This is a genomic window from Segnochrobactrum spirostomi, assembly GCF_009600605.1.
Lineage (GTDB): Bacteria > Pseudomonadota > Alphaproteobacteria > Rhizobiales > Segnochrobactraceae > Segnochrobactrum > Segnochrobactrum spirostomi.
Map to the genome: position 1 here is coordinate 2,839,725 of NZ_VWNA01000001.1, position 19,700 is coordinate 2,859,424.

The following is a 19,700-nucleotide window of genomic DNA, read 5'->3' on the forward strand; positions in this document are numbered from 1 at the left end:
CGTGAAGACTCTCGTCACCGGCATCACCAGCTTCGTCGGTTACCATCTCGCTGCGGGCTTCGCCGCGGCGGGGCACGAGGTCGTCGGCACGGTCAGCCGGGCGGGCGACCTGCCGGGCATTCGCGGCGAGCGGGTGCGCCGGCTCGTGGCGCGCGGCGTGCCCATCCTGCCCCTCGATCTGACCGACGCCGGGGCGATCGGCGGGATCGCCGAGGCGGCGGCGCCCGATCTCTGGATCCAGCACGCCGGCTACACCACGGCCTATGCCTCGCCGGACTTCGACCTCGCGGCGGCGCAGGCGCTCAACGTGCTCCCCCTGAAGGCGATCTTCGCGGCGATGGCGCGGCGCGGCGGCGGGGTGATCCTGACCGGCACGGTCTCCGAATATTCCGACGGCGACGACCCGCACCGCGAGGACGAGGCGTGCGCGCCGTCGACCGCCTACGGCCTGTCGAAGCTCACCGGCACGCTCTATGCGCGCCTGCTCGCCGCCCGCACCGGCGTTCCCGCCCGGGTCGCGCGGCTCTTCCTCCCCTTCGGCCCCTTGGAGGCCCCGGAAAAGCTCTTGCCCGCGACGCTCGCGGCGCTGCGCCGGGGCGAGCGCGTCGCCCTGTCGCCGTGCCTGCAATGCCGGGATTTCGTCGCGGTCGAAGACGTCGTGTCGCTCTATCTGAAGCTCGCGGCCGACCTACCCCGCGCCCCCTTCGATCTCTTCAACGCCTGCTCGGGCACCTCGCCGCGTCTCAAGGACGTCGTGCTCGCCTTCGCCGAAGACCTCGGCGCCGATCCCGCTCTGTGCGACTTCGGCGCCATCCCGATGCGCCCCGGCGAACCGATGGCGATCCGCGGCACCAACGCCAAGGCTCGCGACCTCCTCGGCTGGTCGCCCACCCCCTGGCGCGACGCCGTCGCGCGCTTGTGCCGGGACAGCGCGGCGCAGGGCTGATCGGGCGCCCTATCCGACCAACTGCCCCGGGTGCCTGAACCACGGCTTGTCGGACGCTTGTAGCGGCGCGGGCGTGAGCATATGTTCAGCGTATGCTCATCTCGACCGATCGTTAGAGGGAGGCGACGCGATGCCTCGCACGGTTTCGATCTTTCGCAACAACCGCAATCAGGCGATCCGCTTGCCGCGGGACATGGAGTTCCAGGGGGTCACGGAACTCACGATCGAACGACACGGCGATACGATCGTTCTGCGCCCCGTGCGGCCCGACTGGCTGTCCTTCGCGAGCGAGCCGAGCGCCGACGAGGACTTCCTGCGCGATCGTCCGGACCTGATCGAGGAAGGCCGTTTCTCCCTCGATGACGGGGAGGGATGATGTCGGTCGTCTATATGCTCGATACCAACATCTGTTCGTTCATCATGCGCGAGCGCCCGACCACCGTCCTCGAAAAGCTCCGGGATGCGGTCGACCGGCAGGACACGATCGTGATCTCAGTGATCACCTATTACGAGATGCTGCTCGGCACGATCGGCAGGCAGGCGTCGCCGCGGCATGCGGCACTCGTCGAAGCCTTCGTCGCCCGGCTATCGGCGGTTCTGCCGTGGGACAGAGCGGCGGCCGAGGACGCCACCCGCATCCGGCGCGATCTGGCGAGCAAGGGAACGCCAATCGGCGCCAACGATACGATGATCGCCGGCCATGCCCTCGCCGCAGGGTGCGTTCTCGTCACCAACAACATGCGCGAGTTCACGCGCGTGGTTGGACTGAACGTCGAGGACTGGGCAGCGCAACGCTCAGACTAGGAAGCTGGCTGGGGCGCCAGGATTCGAACCTGGGAATGGCGGAATCAAAATCCGCTGCCTTACCACTTGGCTACGCCCCAAGAGACGGTGCGGAGACGGCGTCATGCCGCCCGCAGGGCCGCGCGGCCCGTTCGGGGCCGCGGGGTGTCTCGATCGCGACGCCCTTCTAGCGAGAGGCGCGCGGGAGTGCAACGGCGCTGAGGCGCCGCCGCACGTTCATCCCCGCGCCGATCGGCCTCGGCGGGCCGTCGGCGTTCGGGGTTCGGCGACGCGCCGGATCAGACGATGCCGCCGCCGCCGCCGGCGACCGCCGGCCGCTCGTTCGCCTTGCGCTCGCGATAGCCCGAGGCGCGGTAGACGCCGACCGGATCGATCGCGCCGCCCTTGCGCCGGCGGGCCTCGGCGAGGATCGGCGAAACGTCGGTGGTGAAGCCGCGCTTCAGGGTCTGTGCGGCAAGGTAGACGTCGTTCTTCTCCTGCAGCTCGGCGAGCGCGCCGCGGTCGACGAGGAGCGCCTGGGCATAGGCCCGGGTGATCTCGACGCCGCTGCCGATCAGGCTCTCGATCGGGTCCGTCACGTTGTGCGACTGGTCGATCATGTAGGCCGGCTCGAAGGCCGCGCCGCGGGCTTCCGCGTCCACCAACTCGTTGAAGACGAGGAACAGGCGGAACGGATCGATCGAGCCGGCGTCGAGATCGTCGTCGCCGTACTTGGAATCGTTGAAGTGGAAGCCGCCGAGCCGCTTGCGATGAAGCAGGCGGGCGACGATCATCTCGATGTTCACGTTCGGCGCGTGGTGGCCGAGATCGACGAGGCAGAACGCCTTCGGTCCGAGCGATTCGGCGGCGATCAGCGACGAGCCCCAATCCTGGATCACCGTCGAATAGAACGCCGGCTCGTACATCTTGTGCTCGAGGAAGATGCGCCAATCGTCGGGCAGCGCCGCGTAGATTTCGGCAGTCGCCTCGATATAGCGGTCGAACGCCTTCGACAGGCTCGCCTGACCGGGGAAGTTCGAACCGTCGCCGATCCACACCGTCAGGGCCTTCGAGCCGAGCGCGCGGCCCGCCTCAATGCAGGCGATGTTGTGGGCGACGGCCTGCGCGCGCACCGCCGGATCGGCATGGGTGAGGCTGCCAAACTTGTAGGAGAGCGCCTGGCCGGGGCTGTCCTGGAAGGTGTTGGAGTTGATGGCGTCGAAGCCGAGGCCGAGCGCGTCGCCGTGGGCCTTGAGGGCGGACAGGTCGTCAATCAGGTCCCAGGGGAAGTGCAGGGAGACCGTCGGCGTGGCGCGGCCGAGGGTGTTGACGACGGCGCAATCCTCGAGCTTGTCGAACACGGTGCGCGGCTCGCCGACGCCGGGGAAGCGGGCGAAGCGGGTGCCGCCGGTGCCGACGCCCCAGGACGGCACCGCGACGCCGAAGCCGCCGACCTTCGCCGTGATTGCCTCGATGTCGAGGCCGCGGCGGGAGAGTTGGCGACCGAGTGCGGCAAAATCCTCTTCGTGGGTCGCAGCGAGGCGCGCGTTCTCCCGCGCGATCAGGTCGGCGTCGATCGGCTGGGCGGTCGCGACGGGCGTGCCGGAACTCATGGAGCGTTTTCCTCGGGTGTCGTTGATCATGCGGCGTGTGCCGTGCCCCCCAAACGGGCGACGGCCTCGATGCTCGCTAGCCCGCCGCCGCGCGCTCCGCAAGGGGCGATCACGCCCGATCGCCGAGCGTGGCCGCGGCCCCGATGCAACCATGCAAGGGGGACGATCGTTCGAGGGGTGGCCGTCGGCGTCGCGCCGTGAGAAAACCGGAACCGGGAGCGCCGCCGCCGGCCCGGTCGAGGGGGAGGACGGTGTGGCGCGACGGAGAAGAGGCGAGGCTTTGGCATCAGGCGAAGACACCCGCGGCCCGGAGCTCCGCGTCCCCCGCGCAGCCGTGGAAGCGCGGCCCTCGGCGACTGTGCGGCAGCTCCATCCGGTTGCGAAGGCGGAGGGCCGGGCGCACGCTGCCCATCCGGGGCGCGCCGGGCGCTCCTGGCTGGTCGTGCTGTGGCGCGTCTGGGAGCGGACGCTCGAGGACCGTGTCCTTTCGGTCGCCGGCGGCGTCGCCTTCTTCATGCTGCTGGCGATCTTCCCGGGCCTCGTCGCCCTCATCTCGCTTTATGGACTGGTGTCCGACCCCGCGAGCATCGAGGGCAACATCTTCTCGCTCGCCCCGACCCTGCCCGGCGGGGTCCACGAACTCATCGCCGATCAGCTCAGCCGCGTCGCGGCGACAAAGTCCGCCTCGCTCGGCTTCGGTTTCCTGTTTGCCCTGATCATCGCACTTTGGAGCGCGAACTCCGGGGTAAAGGCGCTGTTCGACGCGCTCAACGTGGTCAATCGGCAGCGCGAGATGCGCAGCTTCCTCGTGCTCAACCTGATGTCGTTCGCATTCACCCTCGGCAGCCTCTTGCTGTTCGCCGTGGCGATCGCCGCGATCGTCGCGCTGCCGATCGCGATCGCCGCGCTCGGGGTCGATTTCTCCGCCGATCTCCTAGTGCGCATCGTGCGCTGGCCGCTTCTGTTCTTCACCTTCTCCGTCGGGCTCACGCTGCTCTACGGCTTCGGGCCGAGCCGGCGGCGGACGCGGTTCCGCTGGGTCACGGGCGGCAGCGCGCTCGCCTCCTTCCTGTGGATCGCGGCCTCGGCCGGCTTCTCCTGGTATGTCGCGAACTTCCCGTCCTACAACGCGACCTACGGCTCCCTCGGTGCCGTCGCGGTGTTCATGACCTGGCTCTGGCTCTCCGCGACCATCGTGCTGATCGGCGCCGAATTCGACGCCGAGACGCGCCGCCACCGCCCCATCCACGACGACGCGCAGGGGTGAGGGGGCCTTCGAGAGCGCACGACGCTCTCGCCATGACGCCACTATCGATGGAGGCCAAGGCCCGGGAGGGGAGCGCTACGGCCTTCGCCCTGCGCGACGGAGCGGCCTCAGTACGCGTATTCGACGAAGACCCGGTCGGCGTGGCGTTCCCATTCGCCGGCATATTTGGCGAGGATCTGTTCGGCCGAGGTGCGGCCGAGGGCGAGCACCTCTTCGACCGGGGCGAGGAAATGGGTCTCGTCGGAGCCCGAGCGGTTGAGCCGGGCGCGGCGGGCGAGGCCCTGGCGGGAGAGCTCCGTCACCTCGCGGGCGATCTCGAGCACCGTGCGGTTGCGCAGGCGGGTGGCGAGCCCGGTGCGCGGAACCTCATCGCGCAGCGCGGCGCGCTCGGCCTCGGTCCAGTCGCTGACGAGGTCCGCGGCCTGATCGAGCGCCGCGTCGTCGTAGAGCAGGCCGACCCAGAAGGCGGGCAGCGCGCAGATGCGGCGCCACGGGCCGCCATCGGCGCCGCGCATTTCGAGATAGCGCTTCAGCCGCACGTCCGGGAAGACGGTCGAGAGGTGGTTGTTCCAGTCGCCGAAGGTCGGCCGCTCGCCGGGCAGCGAGGGCAGGCCCTTGGTCATGAAGGTGCGGAAGCTCTGCCCGCTGACGTCGTGATAGGTGTCGCCGCGCTTGACGAAATACATCGGCACGTCGAGCACCCACTCGATGTAGCGCTCGAAGCCGAAGCCGGGTTCGAAGGCGATCGGCAGGCCGCCGGTGCGGTCGCCGTCGGTGTCGCGCCAGATCTCGCCGCGATAGGACTGGAAGCCGTTCGGCTTGCCTTCGGTGAGCGGGGAATTGGCGAAGATGGCGGTCGCGATCGGCTGCAACGCGAGGCCCACGCGCAGCTTCTTCACCATGTCCGCCTCGTCGGCGTAGTCGAGGTTCACCTGGATCGTGCAGGTCCGGTACATCATGTCGAGGCCGAGGTGGCCGACCTTCGGCATGTAGTTCGACATGATCGCGTAGCGCGATTTCGGCATCCGCGGCACCTGGTCGAGCCGCCAGGTCGGCGCGAAGCCGAGGCCGAGGAAGCCGATGCCGAGCGGGCGGGCGATCTCGCCGACCTGGGCGAGGTGGGCGTTCGTCTCGGCGCAGGTCTGGTGCAGATTTTCGACCGGCGCGCCGGAAAGCTCGAACTGGCCGCCGGGCTCCAAGCTGATGGCGCCGCCGCCGGTCGGATCGACGAGCCCGATGATGTGGCTGCCGTCCATGATCGGCTCCCAGCCGAGCAGGCCTTCCATGCCGCGCAACAGGGCCTCGATGCCCTTCGGCCCGTCATAGGCGACGGGGCTGAAATCGCCGGTGCGGAACGGGAACTTCTCGTGCTCGGTTCCGATCCGCCAGCGGTCGCGCGGCTTACCGCCCTCCTCGAACCATGCGACGAGCTGGTCGATCCCGGTGATGGGGGTGGTGTCGATGGTGTCGCGCGCCATGGAAAAGCCGGGCCGGAGGGACGATGGGCGTCCGCCCGGTCCGGGCGGCGCGCCGCACCATATCGAAAGTGGAAGTCCGGACAAAGGCCGGACGGTGGGCGACCTTAAGATAGGATGACGCGACCCTGCGGGAAGACCTCAGGTCCAATCGCCGAGCGCCGCCTGGACGACGGCGAGGGCGGCGACCGCCGCGGTGTCGGCGCGCAGGATGCGCGGACCGAGCGGGATCGCGGTGACGAGGGACATCCGGCGCAGCCGTTCGCGCTCGTCCGCCGAGAAGCCGCCCTCGGGGCCGATCAGCACGGCGGCCGGACCGCGGCCGAGCGTGGCGAGCGTGGGCATCGGGTTGGTCGTCTCGGCCGTCTCGTCGCAGAAGACGATGCGGCGGCCGCTCTCCTCTGCCTCCCAGCGGTCGAGTACTCCGTCGAGGCCGGCGGTGTCGCGCACCTCGGGCACGGCGATGACGCCGCATTGTTCGCACGCCTCGACGACGTTCGCCCGCATCCGCTCGAGATTGACCCGGCTCGCCTGGGTGTGCCGCGTCATCACGGGGCGCAGTACGCCGGCGCCCATCTCGACCGCCTTCTGCACCATGTAATCGAGCCGTGCGTGCTTCAGCGGAGCGAACAGGAGATGCACGTCGGGCTGCGGCGTCTGCGCCCGGGTCTGCACATCGACCGAGAGGACGCAGGTCTTGCGGCTCGCCTCCGCGACGCTCGCGCGCCACTCGCCGTCTCGCCCGTTGAAGACGAGAAGGCCGTCGCCCGGCTGCTTGCGCAGGACGGAGAGGAGATAGTTCGCCTGCTCCCGCGTCGCCTCGACACGGGCGCCCTCTTCGAGCGGGGCTTCGACGAACAGGCGGGTGGACAGGAAATCGTGGCGGGGCAAGGCGGAACTCGGACGAGAGGCGAGAGGGGAGCGACGGTCCGTCAGGGACGGGCGGCTTCGTGAAGGGCGATCTGCTCGGCCATCGCATCCAGGCGCTGCTCGACCCGCGTCTCGAAATGGCTCAATCGGCCCATGAGTTCGGCCTTGACCATCAATTCCAGGTCGTCCCTGAGCGTGCCGAACCTGCCGTCGAGCGCGACCAGGCGATCGTCGAGACGCTTCTCCACACGTCGGAGATAGTCGACGGTCTGCAAGGCGAGCGCACGCTGGCTCGCCTGCTCGGCGCGGATCTCCTTCAGGACGTTGAGGACCAGCGTGGTGTCGACGGTCACGTGCGTCGCCCTTCCTGCGCTTGCGCCAGCCGCGTGAGGGTCGAACGATAGCGCAAACGCCCGAGCGGCGGAAGCAAGGCCAATCGGCATCAACCCGGCCCGCGAGCTCTCCCGTGGCCGTCTCACGCTGTCTCGGCGCCCTCTGCGAGCGGGGCTTCGACGAACAGGCGGGTGGACAGGAAATCGTGGCGGGGCAAGGCACTCAAGCCGCGTTCTGGAGGTCGATGGAAACATCCTTGCCGATGGCTCGGAAGGCCGCGTCGAGTTGATCGGTCCGGGTCGCATGGTCGAGACGGAACAGGCGGTCGACCTGCTCACGGTGCCAGCCGAGCCGTCGGCAGAGCTCCGCCCGGTTGATACCTTGGGAGCGGCAGGCGAGGTAGAGCAGCACCTTGAGCACCGTCAGGACAGGCAGGCGCGGTGTCGTCTCGGTCGGCCCGGTCGCGCCCGCGAGGGGAATGTCGTCTCCCCGGGCGATCCGCGCCGCGAGGGCTTCCTCGATGGCGTCCACCGCATGCGCCAGCGCGTCGTCGCGGTCCGCCCCGAAGGTCGTCACCTCCGGCAGAAGCGGGCACGTGACGAGGAGGGAGCCGTCGTCATCGCCAATCATCTCGATCGGAAAGGCTAGCTTCGTCATCGCACATCTCACTTGAGACCGAGATCCTTCAGGATCTTGTTGACCAGTCCGGTACCGAGCTCTTTGCCGGCGCCGTGCATCGGCAATTGCGAGGTCTTGTCCCCGAGCCGGACGGTCACATGGCCGGAACCGCCACGATGGGTCTCGAAGGTGCAGCCCGCCCGTTGCAGCAGCCGTCGGAGTTCCTTGGCGTTCATCATAGGGACTCCACACTTGTGTGGAAAGCCCGGCCCGCGGGGTCTCCCGAGGCCGTGTCACGCCGTCTCCCGCTTCAGCGGCCGCGCCATCAGGCCTTCGATCGCGGCGGCGACGTCGATGCGCCCCGCGATCAACGCGGCGACGGCGGCGACGATCGGCACTTCGACATGATGCTCGGCGGCGATCGCCGCGGCGACTGGTGCCGTCGCGGCGCCTTCGACGAGCGGCGCGCCGGGATCGTCGAGATGGGGCCGGCGCCCTTCGCCGAGCGCGATGCCGAACGAGAAATTGCGCGATTGCCGGCTCGAGGCCGTGAGCAGGAGGTCGCCCAAGCCCGAAAGGCCGGTCAGCGTCTCCGGCCGGCCGCCGAGCGCGGCGGCGAAGCGCTGCAATTCGGCGAAGGCGCGGGCGGTCAGCGCCGCCTGGGCGCTCGCCCCGAGCCCGCGGCCGACCACCACGCCGCTCGCGATGGCGAGCACGTTCTTCAAGGCGCCGCCGATTTCGACGCCGACGAGGTCGTCGCTCGCATAAGGGCGGAACGACGGGCTCGCGAGGGCCGCGGCGAGCCGGTCGGCAAGCGCGCCGTCGCGCGCCGCAATGGTGACGGCCGTCGGCAGCCCGCGGGCGACATCGGCGGCGAAGCTTGGCCCCGACAGGGCGGCCGGCACTGCGGCCGGCAGCGCCTCCGTCAGCACGTCGGCGAGGAGAAGGCGGGTCCCGGCCTCGAAGCCCTTGGCGGCGAGCACGACCGGCGTCCCGCGGCGGACGAACGGGGCGAGGGAGGCCGCGACGGTGCGGGTCGTCTGCGCCGGCGTCGCCAGGATGATCGCGTCGGCGGCGCACGCCGCGGCGAGATCGGTCGTCGCCGCGAGCGGCGGATCGAGCGGGATGCCGGCGAGGTGCCGGGGATTCTCGCACCGCGTCGCGATCGCCGCGACGGTTTCGGGATCGCGCGCCCAGAGCGTGACGGAGCGGCCCGCCCGCGCCGCCGCGAGGGCGAGGGCCGTGCCCCAGGCGCCGGCGCCGACGACGCCGATGGAGCCGATCGCGGGGAGGGTCTCGTCCGTCATCGTCCGCCTCAAACCTTGGTGCCGAGCCGGCCGTGGCCGACCTTCGGGGCGGCGTTGGCATCGAGCGGCCAGCGCGCCCGCACGGGGGCGGCGAGGGCGTCGGCATGGCCGAGCGCCCGGTGTTCGGCGCCCGCCCAGGCGATCATCACGCCGTTGTCGCCGCAGAGCGCCAAAGGCGGCGCGACGAGGCGGCCCCCGATCTTCTCGGCGACGGCATCGAGGGCGGTGCGGATCGCCGTGTTGGCGGCGACACCACCGGCGACGACGAGGGTCGGGGCCGCGATCCCCGTCTCGGCGCGGAAGCGTTCCAGCGCGGCGCGGGCACGGGTCGCGACGATCGTGGCGACGGTCGCCTGGAACGAAGCGCAGAGATCGGCGACGTCGGTCTCGCTCAGCGGCGCTGCGCGCTCGGCCGCGAGCCGCACGGCCGTCTTGAGGCCGGCGAAGGAGAAATCGAGCCCCGGCCGGTCCATCAGCGGGCGGGGCAGGGCGAAGCGGGACGGGTTTCCGCCGGTCGCCGCCTTTTCCACAGCCGGGCCGCCGGGGTGGCCGAGCCCGAGCAGCTTCGCCGTCTTGTCGAAGGCTTCGCCCAGCGCGTCGTCGATGGTCGTGCCCCACCGCTCGTAATCGCCGACGCCGCGTACCAGGAGGATCTGGGTGTGGCCGCCGGAGACGAGGAGCAGGAGATAGGGGAAAGCGACGCCGTCGGTCAGGCGCGCGGTGAGCGCGTGGCCCTCGAGATGGTTGACGGCGACGAACGGCTTGCTGGCCGCGAAGGCGATCGCCTTGCCGGTCATCGCCCCGACGAGGAGGCCGCCGATCAGGCCCGGCCCCGAGGTCGCGGCGACCGCGTCGAGGTCGTGGACGGTGAGACCGGCGCGCGCCAGCGCCTCGGCGACGACGCGGTCGAGCACGGCGACGTGGGCGCGGGCGGCGATTTCCGGCACCACGCCGCCATAGGCCGCGTGATCCTCGATCTGCGCGCGCACCACGTTGGCGAGGATGCTGGCCTTGCCGTCCGCGTCGCGCCGCACGATTCCCGCCGCGGTCTCGTCGCAGCTCGTCTCGATGCCGAGCACGATCATGATAAAGCCTGCCTCGATTTTCAGGGCGCGCGAACCGGCGCGTCGCCGCGCGGACGGGACGCAGCCCGCATGGTGGACATCCGGGCCGGCGCCGATCAAGATCGCCGCCCCGTTCACCTTCGCCTCCGGCCGTAGCAAACCGATCCCGACCCGTGCAATCGAAACCGCTCCGCATCGGCACCCGTGGTAGCCGATTAGCCCTCACCCAGGCCGAGATCGTCCGCACTGCCCTCGTCGATTCGCACGGCTTCACCGCCGCCGACGTCGAGATCGTGGTCATCACGACGACCGGCGACCGCGTGACCGACCGCCCGCTCGGCGAGATCGGCGGCAAGGGCCTCTTCACCAAGGAGATCGAGGAGGCGCTGAGCGACCGCCGCATCGATCTCGCGGTGCATTCGGCGAAGGACATGCCGACGCTGCTGCCGCCGGGCCTCGGCCTCGCCGGCTACCTGCCCCGCGAAGACGTGCGGGACGCGATCGTCGTGCGCCCCTCGCTCGCCGTCGAAGGCATCCGCAGCCTCGTCGATCTGCCGCTGGGCGCCAAGGTCGGAACCGCCTCGCTCCGCCGCGGCGCCCTGGTGCGCAGGCTCCGGCCCGACCTTCAGGTGGAGGTCTTCCGCGGCAACGTCCAGACCCGGCTGGACAAACTGGAGCGCGGGGTGGTCGACGCCACGCTGCTCGCGGTGGCCGGCCTGAAGCGGCTCGGCCAGGCCCAGGTCGCGACGGAAATCCTCGATGCGGAGGCGTTTCCGCCCGCCGTCGGCCAGGGCGCCATCGCCATCGAGACGCGCCTCGACGACGCGGCGACCGCGCGCCTGCTCGCGCCGATTCTCGATCCGGCGACGGCGATCGCCCTCGAAGCCGAGCGCGCCTTCCTGCTCACCCTCGACGGCTCGTGCCGCACGCCGATCGCCGGCCACGCCGTCGTCGTGGGCGATCGGCTCACCTTCCGCGGCCTGATCCTGAAGCCGGACGGCTCCGAAAGCCACGAGATCGTGGAAGAGGGCGCGGCCGCCGAGGCCGCGGCGATCGGGCGGGCTGCCGGCGGGGTTCTGCGCGCACGCGGCGGTCCGGATTTCTTCGTCGGCGATTGAGGGCCGGGCATCTTATTTCGCCGGCTTATTATCGTTGCGCGGGGGATCACGGAGACACCAGGGCCGGTGCCGCCGTCCCTTCTCCCCAGTCGGGGGAGAAGGTGCCCCGAAGGGGCGGATGAGGGGGCAGTCCGCCGGACCGTGCCAACGTCTGTGGGAATGAGAGGGGTTGGTTTCGCCCCTCATCCGGCCCTACCGGGCCACCTTCTCGTCGCCCGCGGGGAGAAGGGCAGCGGGGGGAACTCGATGCGGTTCCCCTTCTGAACGCCGGGAGAGCGTCGATGCGCGTGCTGGTGACGCGGCCGGAGCCGCAGGCCGAGACGACAGCTTCCCGGCTCGTCGCGCGCGGGCACGAGCCCATCGTCGCGCCGCTGCTCGCCATCGTGCCGGAGCCGGAGGTCGTCCTCGCCCTCGACACCGTCGCGGCGCTCGTCGTCACCAGCAAGGCGGCGGTCGAGATCGTCGCCGGCCGGCGGGACCGCGCGGCGCTCAGCGCTCTGCCCCTCTATGTCGTCGGCGACGCCACCGCCGCAGCGGCCCGGGTGGCCGGGTTCGGCCGTGTCGTCAGCGCCGCGGGCGATGTCCACGCACTGGCCGAAACCATCCGCCGCGACGGCCTGGCCGCGGGTGTCACGGTGCTTCATCTCGCCGGACGCGACCGGGCGGGCGACCTCGCCGGCCTGCTGGCGCCGGACGGGATCGCTGTCGAAACGGCCGTGCTCTACCGTGCCGAGCCGGCGCAGCGGCTGCCCGATCCCGTCGCGGACGCCCTGCGGGCGGGATCGATCGACGCGATCCTAGTCTATTCCGAGCGCAGCGGTGCCGCGCTGGCCGGGGCCATCCGGCGCGCCGGCCTCGCGGACGCGGTCCGCGACGTCGCGATCGCGGCCATCTCCGAGCGGGCGGCGGCGCCGTTCGCGCTCCACCCGCGCCTCGTCGTGGCCGCGAGCCCCGACGAGGCGGCCCTTCTCGCCGCCTTGGAAAGCTTGGAACGCCGCGTCTAAGGCGGCGTTGCCGAAGGTCGGGGAGGGCACCGCGTCGCACGCTTGGTCCCCGCGGTGGCCTTGAGCGGAGCGGCAGCATATAAATCGAACCGTGCGCGCGGCTCGCGCGAGAGGCGGCGGAGACTTCGCGTCCCCCGCGGAGGCGGGCCCGGAACCCTTCGGTTCCAAGCGCGCAGAAGGATCGAAAGGGATCGGATGAGTTCGACGAGCGACACCCCCGAGCGCCCCGAGCAAGGTCTCCCGCCGCGCGCCAAGTCCGGTCGGCGCCCGCCGACCATCGATCTGGCGGCCGGCGAGACGACCGCGGCTGGCGATGCGGTCCCGACGCCCGAAGACACGACGCCGGCCGCTGCCGATCCCGCTCCCGCCGCAGAGACCGCGCGCGATGAGGCGGCCGCTTCGAGCAGCCCCAAGGGCGGCACGACCGATGCGCCGGCCGGCCCCGCTGCCCCAGTCGGCTGCGCCCGCGAGACGAGCGGCGGCTCGGGTGCGATCAAGCTCATCGCCGCGGCCGTCATCGGCGGTGCGGTGGCGATCGGCGGCGCCTCGGCGCTGGTCACGCGCGGGGTCATCAAGAGCCCCGAGGTGACGGCGACGTCCGAAGCACTGCAAACCCTCGGGCAGCGCGTCGCGACGCTCGAAAACCAGGCCGCCTCCAACCCCGCGGCCGCGGGCGACGCCGCCCTGAAGGACGTCGAGGCGCGGCTCGCGAAGCTCGAATCTGCGGTGTCGAGCGGCACCCCCGGCGCCGATCTCGGCGCCCTCCAGAGCGAGCTCAAGACCGACATCGCCGATCTCGGCAAGCAAGTCGAGGCGGCGGCGAAGGCCGCAGAGGCCGCGCAGACGGGCCTCTCCCAGCTCGGTGCCCGGGTGGACGAGATCGACAAGAAGATCGCGGCGAACGACCTATCCGGCGTGCGCGACGCGGTCGGCCGGCTCAATGCGGACGCCGACGCCAAGGCGGCGGCGCTCGCCAAGCTCCAGACCGAAATCGACGGGGTCGCCCAATCGGTCGAGCGCACCGTCGGCTCGGAAAGCAGCGCGGCGACCTCGTTCGCCCTGTCGAGCCTGGAGCGGGCCGCGGCCGAAGGGCGTGGCTTCGCCGCCGAACTCTCCCTGATCGCGGCGACCGTCGCCAATCCGGCGTTGATCGATCCGCTCAAGGCCGTGGCGACCGATCCGCCGCAGAGCGCCGAGGCGATCGCCGCCCAATGGCCGGACACGGAGAAGGCGATCCTCGCCGCTGCGGCGCCACCGGTCGGCGACGGTCTCCTCGACAAGCTCGAGGCGAGCGCGAAATCCTTGATCGTGGTGCGGCCGAGCGGGCCGGTCGACGGCTCGGACGCGGAAGCGGTCGCGAGCCGCATCAACGCCGACATGAAGAACGGCGCGCTCGCCGCGGCGCTGAAGGAATGGCGGAGCCTGCCGGAGGCGTCGCAGAAGGCGTCGCAGGCGTGGGGTGACGATCTCGCCCGCCGGGTCGCTCTGGACGACGGCGTCGCCGCGCTGAAGCAGGCCGTGCTCGGCGTCCTCGCCGAGCGCACCGGGGCCGCCGCGGCGCGGGCGAGCGCGCCGCAACCGGCCGCGAACTGAGGACGGGGCGCATGATCCGCATCCTCTTCTATCTCATCGCGGTGTTCGCGCTTGCCGCGGGCGCCTCGTGGATCGCCGACCGGCCGGGCACCGTCAGCCTCGATTGGCTCGGCTACACGATCGAGACGAACGTGACCGTCGCGCTCGTCGCGGTGATCGTTCTCGTCGTCCTCGTCATGCTGCTGTGGTGGCTCGTCGGGCTTCTGTTTCGCGGTCCGACCGGCTTCCGCCGCGTGCTGGTGCGCCGCCGCCGCGAACGCGGCCGCAACGCGCTCTCCCGCGGCCTCGTCGCCGTCGGAGCGGGCGACGTCAAACTCGCCCGGCGTTACATGACCGAGGCGCGGCGCTACCTGCCCCACGATCCGGCGACGCACCTCCTCGCTGCCCAGACCGCCCAGCTCGGTGGCGACCGCGCGGCGGCGCGCCTCGCCTTCGAAGGCATGCTCAAGAATTCCGAAACCCGCCTGCTCGGCCTGCACGGTCTCCACGTCGAGGCCCTGCGCGAGGGCGAGACGGCGGCGGCCCACCATTATGCCGAGGAGGCGTCGCGGGAGGCGGCGAACCTGCCGTGGGCGGCGCGCGCCGTGTTCGCCCACGCCGCCGCGACCGGGGATTGGGAGCGCGCCGCGCAGCTTCTCACCCGCAACGGCCACAACGGGCTCGTCGACAAGCCGGAGGCCCGGCGCCTGCGCGCGGTGCTCCTCACCGCGCGGGCGCTCGAACTCGAAAGCGGCGAGCCCGAGAAGGCCCGCACCCTCGCCTTGGAGGCCCATGGCCTCGCGCCGGATCTCGTTCCCGCCGGTGCGGTCGCCGGCCGGCTGCTCTCCCGCCTCGGCGACATGCGCCGCGCGACCAAGGTGCTGGAGACGACCTGGCGGAAAGCCCCGCATCCCGAGATCGCGGAGGCCTATGCCGCGGTGCGCACCGGCGATGCCGCCCGCGACCGCCTGAAGCGCATGCGCGCACTCGCGGCGCTCCAGCCCCACGAGATCGAGGGCGACATCGCCCTCGCCCGCGCCACCATCGAGGCCCGGGAGTTCGGCGACGCGCGCGCGCTTCTGAAGGGCGTCCTCGAACGCCAGCCGAGCCGCCGCGCCTGCCTGCTGATGGCGGACCTCGAAGAGGCCGAGAACGGCGACATGGGCCGCGTGCGGGAATGGCTCGGCCGGGCGGTGCGCGCGCCGGCCGATCCGGCGTGGACGGCGGACGGGGTCATCTCGGACCATTGGGCGCCGGTCTCGCCGGTCACCGGCCGGCTCGACGCCTTCGAGTGGAAGGCGCCGATCGCCGCCCTCGGCGAGGCGCCGGCGCTCGTCCTCGAGGACGGCGCGTTCGACGCGCGGCCCCCGCTGCCGCCGAAGCCGGGCATGATCGAGCCGCCTGCGGCGTCCGCGCCTACTGGGACTGTCGGAACCGCCGCGCCGCCCCCGGGGCCGGGACGATCGGCGGCGGCGCAGGCGCGCCCGGCTCGGGACCGTCCGCCGCCGCTGTGCCGCCCAAGCCGGATTTGAGGTCCACCCCCCGTGTCACCCCGGCCCCGCTCGATCCCGGCTACAAGCCCGACGATCCGGGCCCGGACCTGTCCGACGAAGACGCCGTCGCCGCCGCCGGCACGCCCCGCCGCTGAGGGCGGGGCAGCGGGCAGCCTTCGGGGCAGGGGCCAGCCCACCGCTCTATGAGGTGCCACGCCACCTTCTCCCCGCGTGCGGGGAGAAGGTGGCCCGACAGGGCCGGATGAGGGGATTTCCGTGAAGCAATCCAGAGGCTTATCCTAAGGGCCCTTCGCTCTTCGGCGGGCATTTGAGAGGGCGAACGTCTCGCCCGGCCCGACCCCACCCCGGCGCTGCGCGCCACCCCTCCCCCTGGCAGGGGAGGGGTAAGGCGGCCTGCTTTTTCGCTGCCGGCTGTGCCTGGGCTGCGGTCCTTTGGACCGGACTCTCGATCGTCAGTCTTTCACCGACCGCTCCACGTCACCGTGGCCGCCTTCCCCATCGTCTGTGTCTTCCCCGCCCTCTCCTCCGCCGGCACTGCCACGACCTCACCACGGTCATCCGCGGGCTTGACCCGCGGACCCAGTGGCCGAGAGCACGGCGCGTGCCGCCGCTCGGTCCCCGCCACAAGGGCGGGGATGACGACGGAGAGGGAGGTGCGTGGGCTAGGGAAGGGAGCGGCTCGCCAGGGGCTCGGCTCACCTCACAACTCCTTCTCACCCGAACTCCCCCCTCACACCCCGATCGCCTCCGCCGCCCGCGCGGCGAGCGCCTCGAGCGGCTCGCCGGCGTCGAGGCGGGTCCAGGCCGTGTCGGGTTCCGTCCACTCGGCTTGCCGGGCGACGATGTCGGGGGTGGCGTCGGAGGCGTCGTGGGTGCGCCGCCGCACCCGATCCTGGAGCAGCGCCGTCGGCGCCTCGAGCCAGAGGCCGGTGAAGGGCACACCGACCGCCACCGCCACCGCCGCGATCGCCGTCCGCTCCGCCGCCGTCAGGTGCGCGGCGTCGACGATCACCGACACGCCCGCCGCGAGCGCCGCCGCGGTCCGGGTGCGCAGGATCGCGTAGATCTCGTCCGACACGCCGGGTCGGTAGGCCGCGTCCGGCAGGCGGTCGAGCTCGCCGACGCCGAACAGGCGCTTGCGCTCGAGGTCGCTGCGCAGATGGAGCGCGCCGCAGGGGCCGCCGAGGCGGGGGGCGAGCCGGGCGGCGAGGGAAGACTTGCCCGTGCCGGAGCGGCCGCCGACGGCGACGAGGCGCGGCGCGAAGGGGGCGAGCGCCGCGTCGGCGAGGGCGGCATAGCGCCCGATCTCGGCACGGCGGCCGGTCTGGGTCGCCGCGTCCACGAAGGCCAGGCTGTCGATCGTCACCTTGGCGCGGATCGCCGCGCGCAGGCTGACGAAGAGCGGCAGCAGCCCGAGCCCGCCCTCCTGGTCGTCGGCCCGCATTTCCCAGAGATAGCGGTTGAGCATCCGGTTCGCCGCGGGCACCAGATCGCGGTCGGCGAGATCCATCAGCGTGAAGGCGAGGTCGTAGAGCACGTCGGTCGTCGCGATCGCCTCGTCGAACTCGATGGCGTCGAACAAAGTCGGTGCGCCGTCGATCAGCACGATGTTGCGCAAATGCAGGTCGCCGTGGCAGCGGCGCACCGCGCCCGCCGCGCTGCGCGCCGCCATCAGCGGCCCGGCGGCGGCGAAGGCGGCGTCCGTGCGCGAGGCGATCCGGGCGACGAGGCCGGCGTCCAGCCAATCGGCGGCGGCGAAGGCACGGGCGTTGTCGGCGGCGTAAGCGGTGAGGTGCCGGAGCGCCGGGAAGCCCGCCTTGCGCGGCGCGGCGCGGTGTGCGCGGGCGATCGCCGCGGCGAGGGCGTCGATCAGGGCGCCGTCGAGCGCGCCCCGCTCCGCCACATGATCCAGCGTCTGGGTCTCGTCGAAGCGGCGCATGTGGACGGCATAATCGACCGCGCCGTCCGTCTCGGCCTCCGCCGGCGCCAAGGCGAGCCCGCCGCCGCGGCGGACGATCGCGACGACGCCGAGATAGAGATCGGGCGCGTAGGCGCGGTTGATCGCGACCTCGGCGGCGCAGGCGGCATGCCGCAAACCCACCGTCGAGAGGTCCATGTAGGGCAGCCGCACCGCCCGCTTGATCTTGTAGACGTCGGTCGGCCCGGCGAAGACGACGGCGCCGTGGGTGTCGAAGCGCACGACCGCGCCGCCGCCATGGATCGAGGGATCGGCGAGCACGGCGAACGCCGCGCTCTGGTCGGCGGCGCTCTGGTCGGCGGCGTGTCCGCCCGGCTCGTCGGCTCCGCTCACGGCTCCCTCCCGGCTCGATCCCGGTCAGAATGGACCGCGGCGCCGCCCGCCGCCAGCCTCGGAGCTGCGGCCTGGCGGCGCAACAAGGGGGGCGCCGGAGCGCAGGCTCCATAATGAAACCGCCCCGGTCCTTGCGGTCCGGGGCGGCCCTTGCCGAGCGGGTGGGGGTGGGGGGCCGCCCGCCGGCGAGCGGAAGCGTTCGGCGATCAGCCGGCGCGCAGATTGCGGACGAACTCGTTCACCTCGCGCTGGAGATCGTCCGCCTGCTCGGCGAGCGAGCCGGAGAGCGTCATGAGCTGGGTCGAGGCGGAGCCGGTCATCTCGGCGGCGCGGCCGACGCCGGCGATGTTGTCGTTCACCGCGCCGGTGCCGTTCGCGGCGAGCTGGGTGTTGGTCGCGATCTCCTGGGTCGCGGCGCCCTGCTCCTCGACCGCCGAGGCGATGGTCGCCGTTGCCGTGCGGATCTGGTTGATCGTGCCGACGATCTTCTCGATCGAGCCCACGGTGCGGCCGGTCGCCTGCTGGATGTCTTCCACCTTGCGGGCGATTTCCTGCGTCGCCCGCGCGGTCTGCTCGGCGAGCTGCTTGACCTCCTGGGCGACGACCGCGAAGCCCTTGCCGGCCTCACCGGCGCGCGCCGCCTCGATGGTGGCGTTGAGGGCAAGCAGGTTGGTCTGCGAGGCGATGTCGGTGATGAGGTTGACCACCTCGCCGATCTTGGAGGCGGCGTCCGACAGATCCCGGATTTCACCCGAGGTGCGGTTGACCTCTTCCGTGGCGCCGACGGCGATGTTGGCGGCATGGGTGACCTGGACGCCGATCTCGCGGATCGAGGAGGTCATCTCCTCGGTCGAGGCGGCGACGGTCTGGACGTTCGACGAGGCTTCCTCGGCGGCGCCGGAGACGGCGATCGCCTGGCGGGAGGTCTCCTCGGCGCTCGCCGAGAGGCCGCGGGCGGCCGACGACACTTCGCCCGAGGAATTGGCGAAGGCGCGGGCGAGCGCCCCCATCTTGATCTCGAAATCGTCGGCGATGGCGTTGCGCTCGGCGATCACGCGCTCGGCGGCGCGGATCTCCGCGAGGCGAGCCTCTTCGCGCACGCGCTCGGCCTCCTCGAGGCCCTGACGCAGGCGCTCCGCGGCCTTCGCCATGGCGCCGATTTCGTCCTTGCGGTCGGTGTCGGCGACGGTGATGTGGAAGTTGCCGTCGGCGAGGGTGCCGAGGGTCTCGCGGATCCGGGTCACCGGCTTCACCACGCCGAACCGGGTGACGACGACGGCAAGGCCGAGCACGACGACGAGCCCGCCGATCACGATGGCGTAGACGAGCTCGACGGCGTTCGTGGCGTCGTCATTGAGACGAGCCTGAAGGCCGTCCAGTTCCTTCATGCGGCCGTCGACCGCCTTGCCGATATCCGCGGTGAGCGCCGCCGACTCCGGCATGCACTTGGCGTTCCAGGCTTCCGCAATCTTGAGATTCTGCTGCGCATCGGACGACGTGTTGGCCGCGTCGATGATCGGCTTGCAGGTGGCGCCCCCAACGAATTCGTCGAAGCGCTTGGTCAGCGCCTGCGCTTCGTCGGCGTGGGCCGGATCGAGCTTCGCCGATTCCGCCATGCGCTTGCGGAAGGTCTCGATTGCGCTCTTCTGGGTCTGGATCGCGGCGTCGTTGGCCGCGTCAGTGGTCGCCGACAGGGACTGGAAGACGCCCTGGTTGAACTGAACGACCGAGCGGTTGGCCCGGGCGAAAGAGATCGCCCCCGCACCGGCCCGGCGAGGGCGTCGCTGTAGGTGCCGTCGATCGAGTCCATCTTGTTCGCGCTCAGGACGGTGCCGGCGACGGAGAAGACGGCGAGCAGCAACAGCAGCGAAACGATCTTTGCGATGAGGGGTAGGTTCTTAAAGG

General features: G+C 71.5%; 18 protein-coding genes and 1 tRNA gene. 8 read left to right on the forward strand and 11 right to left on the reverse strand.

Annotation, left to right across the window (positions count from 1 at the left end):
* The first annotated feature begins 1 nt into the window (after position 1).
* The 3 genes from F0357_RS12725 (at position 2) to F0357_RS12735 (ending at position 1,750) form a co-directional block, all read left to right on the forward strand.
* Entirely contained in the window at positions 2-946 is a 945-nt protein-coding gene (locus F0357_RS12725) for an NAD-dependent epimerase/dehydratase family protein (RefSeq protein WP_153482168.1), read from the forward strand.
* Between the two features lie 130 nt (positions 947-1,076).
* Positions 1,077-1,322, forward strand: a complete 246-nt coding sequence (gene vapB, locus F0357_RS12730; protein ID WP_153482171.1) for a type II toxin-antitoxin system VapB family antitoxin — start codon at positions 1,077-1,079, stop codon at positions 1,320-1,322.
* A complete protein-coding gene (locus tag F0357_RS12735; RefSeq protein ID WP_246161457.1) occupies positions 1,319-1,750 on the forward strand; it encodes a type II toxin-antitoxin system VapC family toxin in 432 nt (143 codons plus the stop codon). The genes vapB and F0357_RS12735 overlap by 4 nt, the downstream gene beginning before the upstream one ends.
* 5 nt (positions 1,751-1,755) lie before the next feature.
* On the opposite strand, the gene F0357_RS12740 is transcribed toward F0357_RS12735, so the two are convergent.
* Positions 1,756-1,830 (reverse strand) — tRNA-Gln (locus F0357_RS12740).
* A gap of 198 nt (positions 1,831-2,028) precedes the next feature.
* Entirely contained in the window at positions 2,029-3,342 is a 1,314-nt protein-coding gene (gene rhaI, locus F0357_RS12745) for an L-rhamnose catabolism isomerase (RefSeq protein ID WP_153482180.1), read from the reverse strand.
* 280 nt (positions 3,343-3,622) lie between these two features.
* Between rhaI and F0357_RS12750 the strand changes: the two genes are divergently transcribed.
* A complete protein-coding gene (locus F0357_RS12750; protein WP_208948321.1) occupies positions 3,623-4,609 on the forward strand; it encodes a YihY/virulence factor BrkB family protein in 987 nt (328 codons plus the stop codon).
* A 107-nt stretch (positions 4,610-4,716) separates the two neighbouring features.
* Here F0357_RS12750 and F0357_RS12755 read toward each other — a convergent pair whose 3' ends face one another.
* The 7 genes from F0357_RS12755 to tsaD form a co-directional block, all read right to left on the reverse strand.
* Positions 4,717-6,087: a glutamate--cysteine ligase gene (locus F0357_RS12755; RefSeq protein WP_153482198.1), complete on the reverse strand. Its 1,371-nt coding sequence runs from the start codon at positions 6,085-6,087 to the stop codon at positions 4,717-4,719.
* Positions 6,088-6,225: 138 nt separating this feature from the next.
* The gene (locus F0357_RS12760; protein WP_153482201.1) at positions 6,226-6,975 is read right to left on the reverse strand and encodes a 16S rRNA (uracil(1498)-N(3))-methyltransferase; all 750 of its coding nucleotides are present in this window, start codon (positions 6,973-6,975) and stop codon (positions 6,226-6,228) included.
* A gap of 41 nt (positions 6,976-7,016) precedes the next feature.
* Positions 7,017-7,307: a hypothetical protein gene (locus tag F0357_RS12765; protein WP_153482203.1), complete on the reverse strand. Its 291-nt coding sequence runs from the start codon at positions 7,305-7,307 to the stop codon at positions 7,017-7,019.
* Positions 7,308-7,509: 202 nt separating this feature from the next.
* Complete coding sequence (locus F0357_RS12770; protein WP_153482205.1) at positions 7,510-7,944, reverse strand: type II toxin-antitoxin system HicB family antitoxin; 435 nt, start codon at positions 7,942-7,944, stop codon at positions 7,510-7,512.
* Positions 7,945-7,952: 8 nt separating this feature from the next.
* Positions 7,953-8,141, reverse strand: coding sequence for a type II toxin-antitoxin system HicA family toxin (locus F0357_RS12775; protein ID WP_153486865.1), 189 nt, complete (start codon positions 8,139-8,141; stop codon positions 7,953-7,955).
* 57 nt (positions 8,142-8,198) lie between these two features.
* Positions 8,199-9,212 carry an NAD(P)H-dependent glycerol-3-phosphate dehydrogenase gene (locus tag F0357_RS12780; protein WP_153482209.1) on the reverse strand — a complete coding sequence of 338 codons (1,014 nt, stop codon included), beginning with the start codon at positions 9,210-9,212 and terminating at the stop codon, positions 8,199-8,201.
* Positions 9,213-9,220: 8 nt separating this feature from the next.
* The gene (gene tsaD / locus F0357_RS12785) at positions 9,221-10,297 is read right to left on the reverse strand and encodes a tRNA (adenosine(37)-N6)-threonylcarbamoyltransferase complex transferase subunit TsaD (RefSeq protein ID WP_153482211.1); all 1,077 of its coding nucleotides are present in this window, start codon (positions 10,295-10,297) and stop codon (positions 9,221-9,223) included.
* Between the two features lie 152 nt (positions 10,298-10,449).
* Between tsaD and hemC the strand changes: the two genes are divergently transcribed.
* From hemC to F0357_RS12805, 4 genes are all read left to right on the forward strand, one after another.
* Positions 10,450-11,394, forward strand: a complete 945-nt coding sequence (gene hemC, locus F0357_RS12790) for a hydroxymethylbilane synthase (RefSeq protein WP_312861573.1) — start codon at positions 10,450-10,452, stop codon at positions 11,392-11,394.
* Positions 11,395-11,675: 281 nt separating this feature from the next.
* The gene (locus F0357_RS12795; RefSeq protein WP_153482218.1) at positions 11,676-12,398 is read left to right on the forward strand and encodes a uroporphyrinogen-III synthase; all 723 of its coding nucleotides are present in this window, start codon (positions 11,676-11,678) and stop codon (positions 12,396-12,398) included.
* Between the two features lie 195 nt (positions 12,399-12,593).
* Positions 12,594-13,991 carry a COG4223 family protein gene (locus F0357_RS12800; protein ID WP_153482221.1) on the forward strand — a complete coding sequence of 466 codons (1,398 nt, stop codon included), beginning with the start codon at positions 12,594-12,596 and terminating at the stop codon, positions 13,989-13,991.
* Positions 13,992-14,002: 11 nt separating this feature from the next.
* Positions 14,003-15,502, forward strand: a complete 1,500-nt coding sequence (locus F0357_RS12805; protein ID WP_153482224.1) for a heme biosynthesis protein HemY — start codon at positions 14,003-14,005, stop codon at positions 15,500-15,502.
* A 712-nt stretch (positions 15,503-16,214) separates the two neighbouring features.
* Here the strand turns inward: F0357_RS12805 and F0357_RS12810 are convergent.
* Positions 16,215-17,795 (reverse strand): bifunctional aminoglycoside phosphotransferase/ATP-binding protein, encoded by a 1,581-nt coding sequence (locus tag F0357_RS12810; RefSeq protein ID WP_312861574.1) that lies wholly within the window; start codon positions 17,793-17,795, stop codon positions 16,215-16,217.
* A 206-nt stretch (positions 17,796-18,001) separates the two neighbouring features.
* Complete coding sequence (locus F0357_RS12815) at positions 18,002-19,411, reverse strand: methyl-accepting chemotaxis protein (protein ID WP_246161459.1); 1,410 nt, start codon at positions 19,409-19,411, stop codon at positions 18,002-18,004.
* Positions 19,412-19,700: the final 289 nt, after the last annotated feature.

Excerpts from the sequence above, each read along its gene's own strand:
- vapB (WP_153482171.1), top strand. The coding sequence starts at position 1,077 with ATGCCTCGCACGGTTTCGATCTTTCGCAACAACCGCAATCAGGCGATC.
- F0357_RS12735 (WP_246161457.1), top strand. The coding sequence starts at position 1,319 with ATGATGTCGGTCGTCTATATGCTCGATACCAACATCTGTTCGTTCATC.
- rhaI (WP_153482180.1), bottom strand. The coding sequence starts at position 3,342 with ATGAGTTCCGGCACGCCCGTCGCGACCGCCCAGCCGATCGACGCCGAC.
- F0357_RS12755 (WP_153482198.1), bottom strand. The coding sequence starts at position 6,087 with ATGGCGCGCGACACCATCGACACCACCCCCATCACCGGGATCGACCAG.
- F0357_RS12770 (WP_153482205.1), bottom strand. The coding sequence starts at position 7,944 with ATGACGAAGCTAGCCTTTCCGATCGAGATGATTGGCGATGACGACGGC.
- F0357_RS12775 (WP_153486865.1), bottom strand. The coding sequence starts at position 8,141 with ATGAACGCCAAGGAACTCCGACGGCTGCTGCAACGGGCGGGCTGCACC.
- F0357_RS12780 (WP_153482209.1), bottom strand. The coding sequence starts at position 9,212 with ATGACGGACGAGACCCTCCCCGCGATCGGCTCCATCGGCGTCGTCGGC.
- tsaD (WP_153482211.1), bottom strand. The coding sequence starts at position 10,297 with ATGATCGTGCTCGGCATCGAGACGAGCTGCGACGAGACCGCGGCGGGA.
- F0357_RS12795 (WP_153482218.1), top strand. The coding sequence starts at position 11,676 with ATGCGCGTGCTGGTGACGCGGCCGGAGCCGCAGGCCGAGACGACAGCT.
- F0357_RS12800 (WP_153482221.1), top strand. The coding sequence starts at position 12,594 with ATGAGTTCGACGAGCGACACCCCCGAGCGCCCCGAGCAAGGTCTCCCG.
- F0357_RS12805 (WP_153482224.1), top strand. The coding sequence starts at position 14,003 with ATGATCCGCATCCTCTTCTATCTCATCGCGGTGTTCGCGCTTGCCGCG.
- F0357_RS12815 (WP_246161459.1), bottom strand. The coding sequence starts at position 19,411 with ATGGCGGAATCGGCGAAGCTCGATCCGGCCCACGCCGACGAAGCGCAG.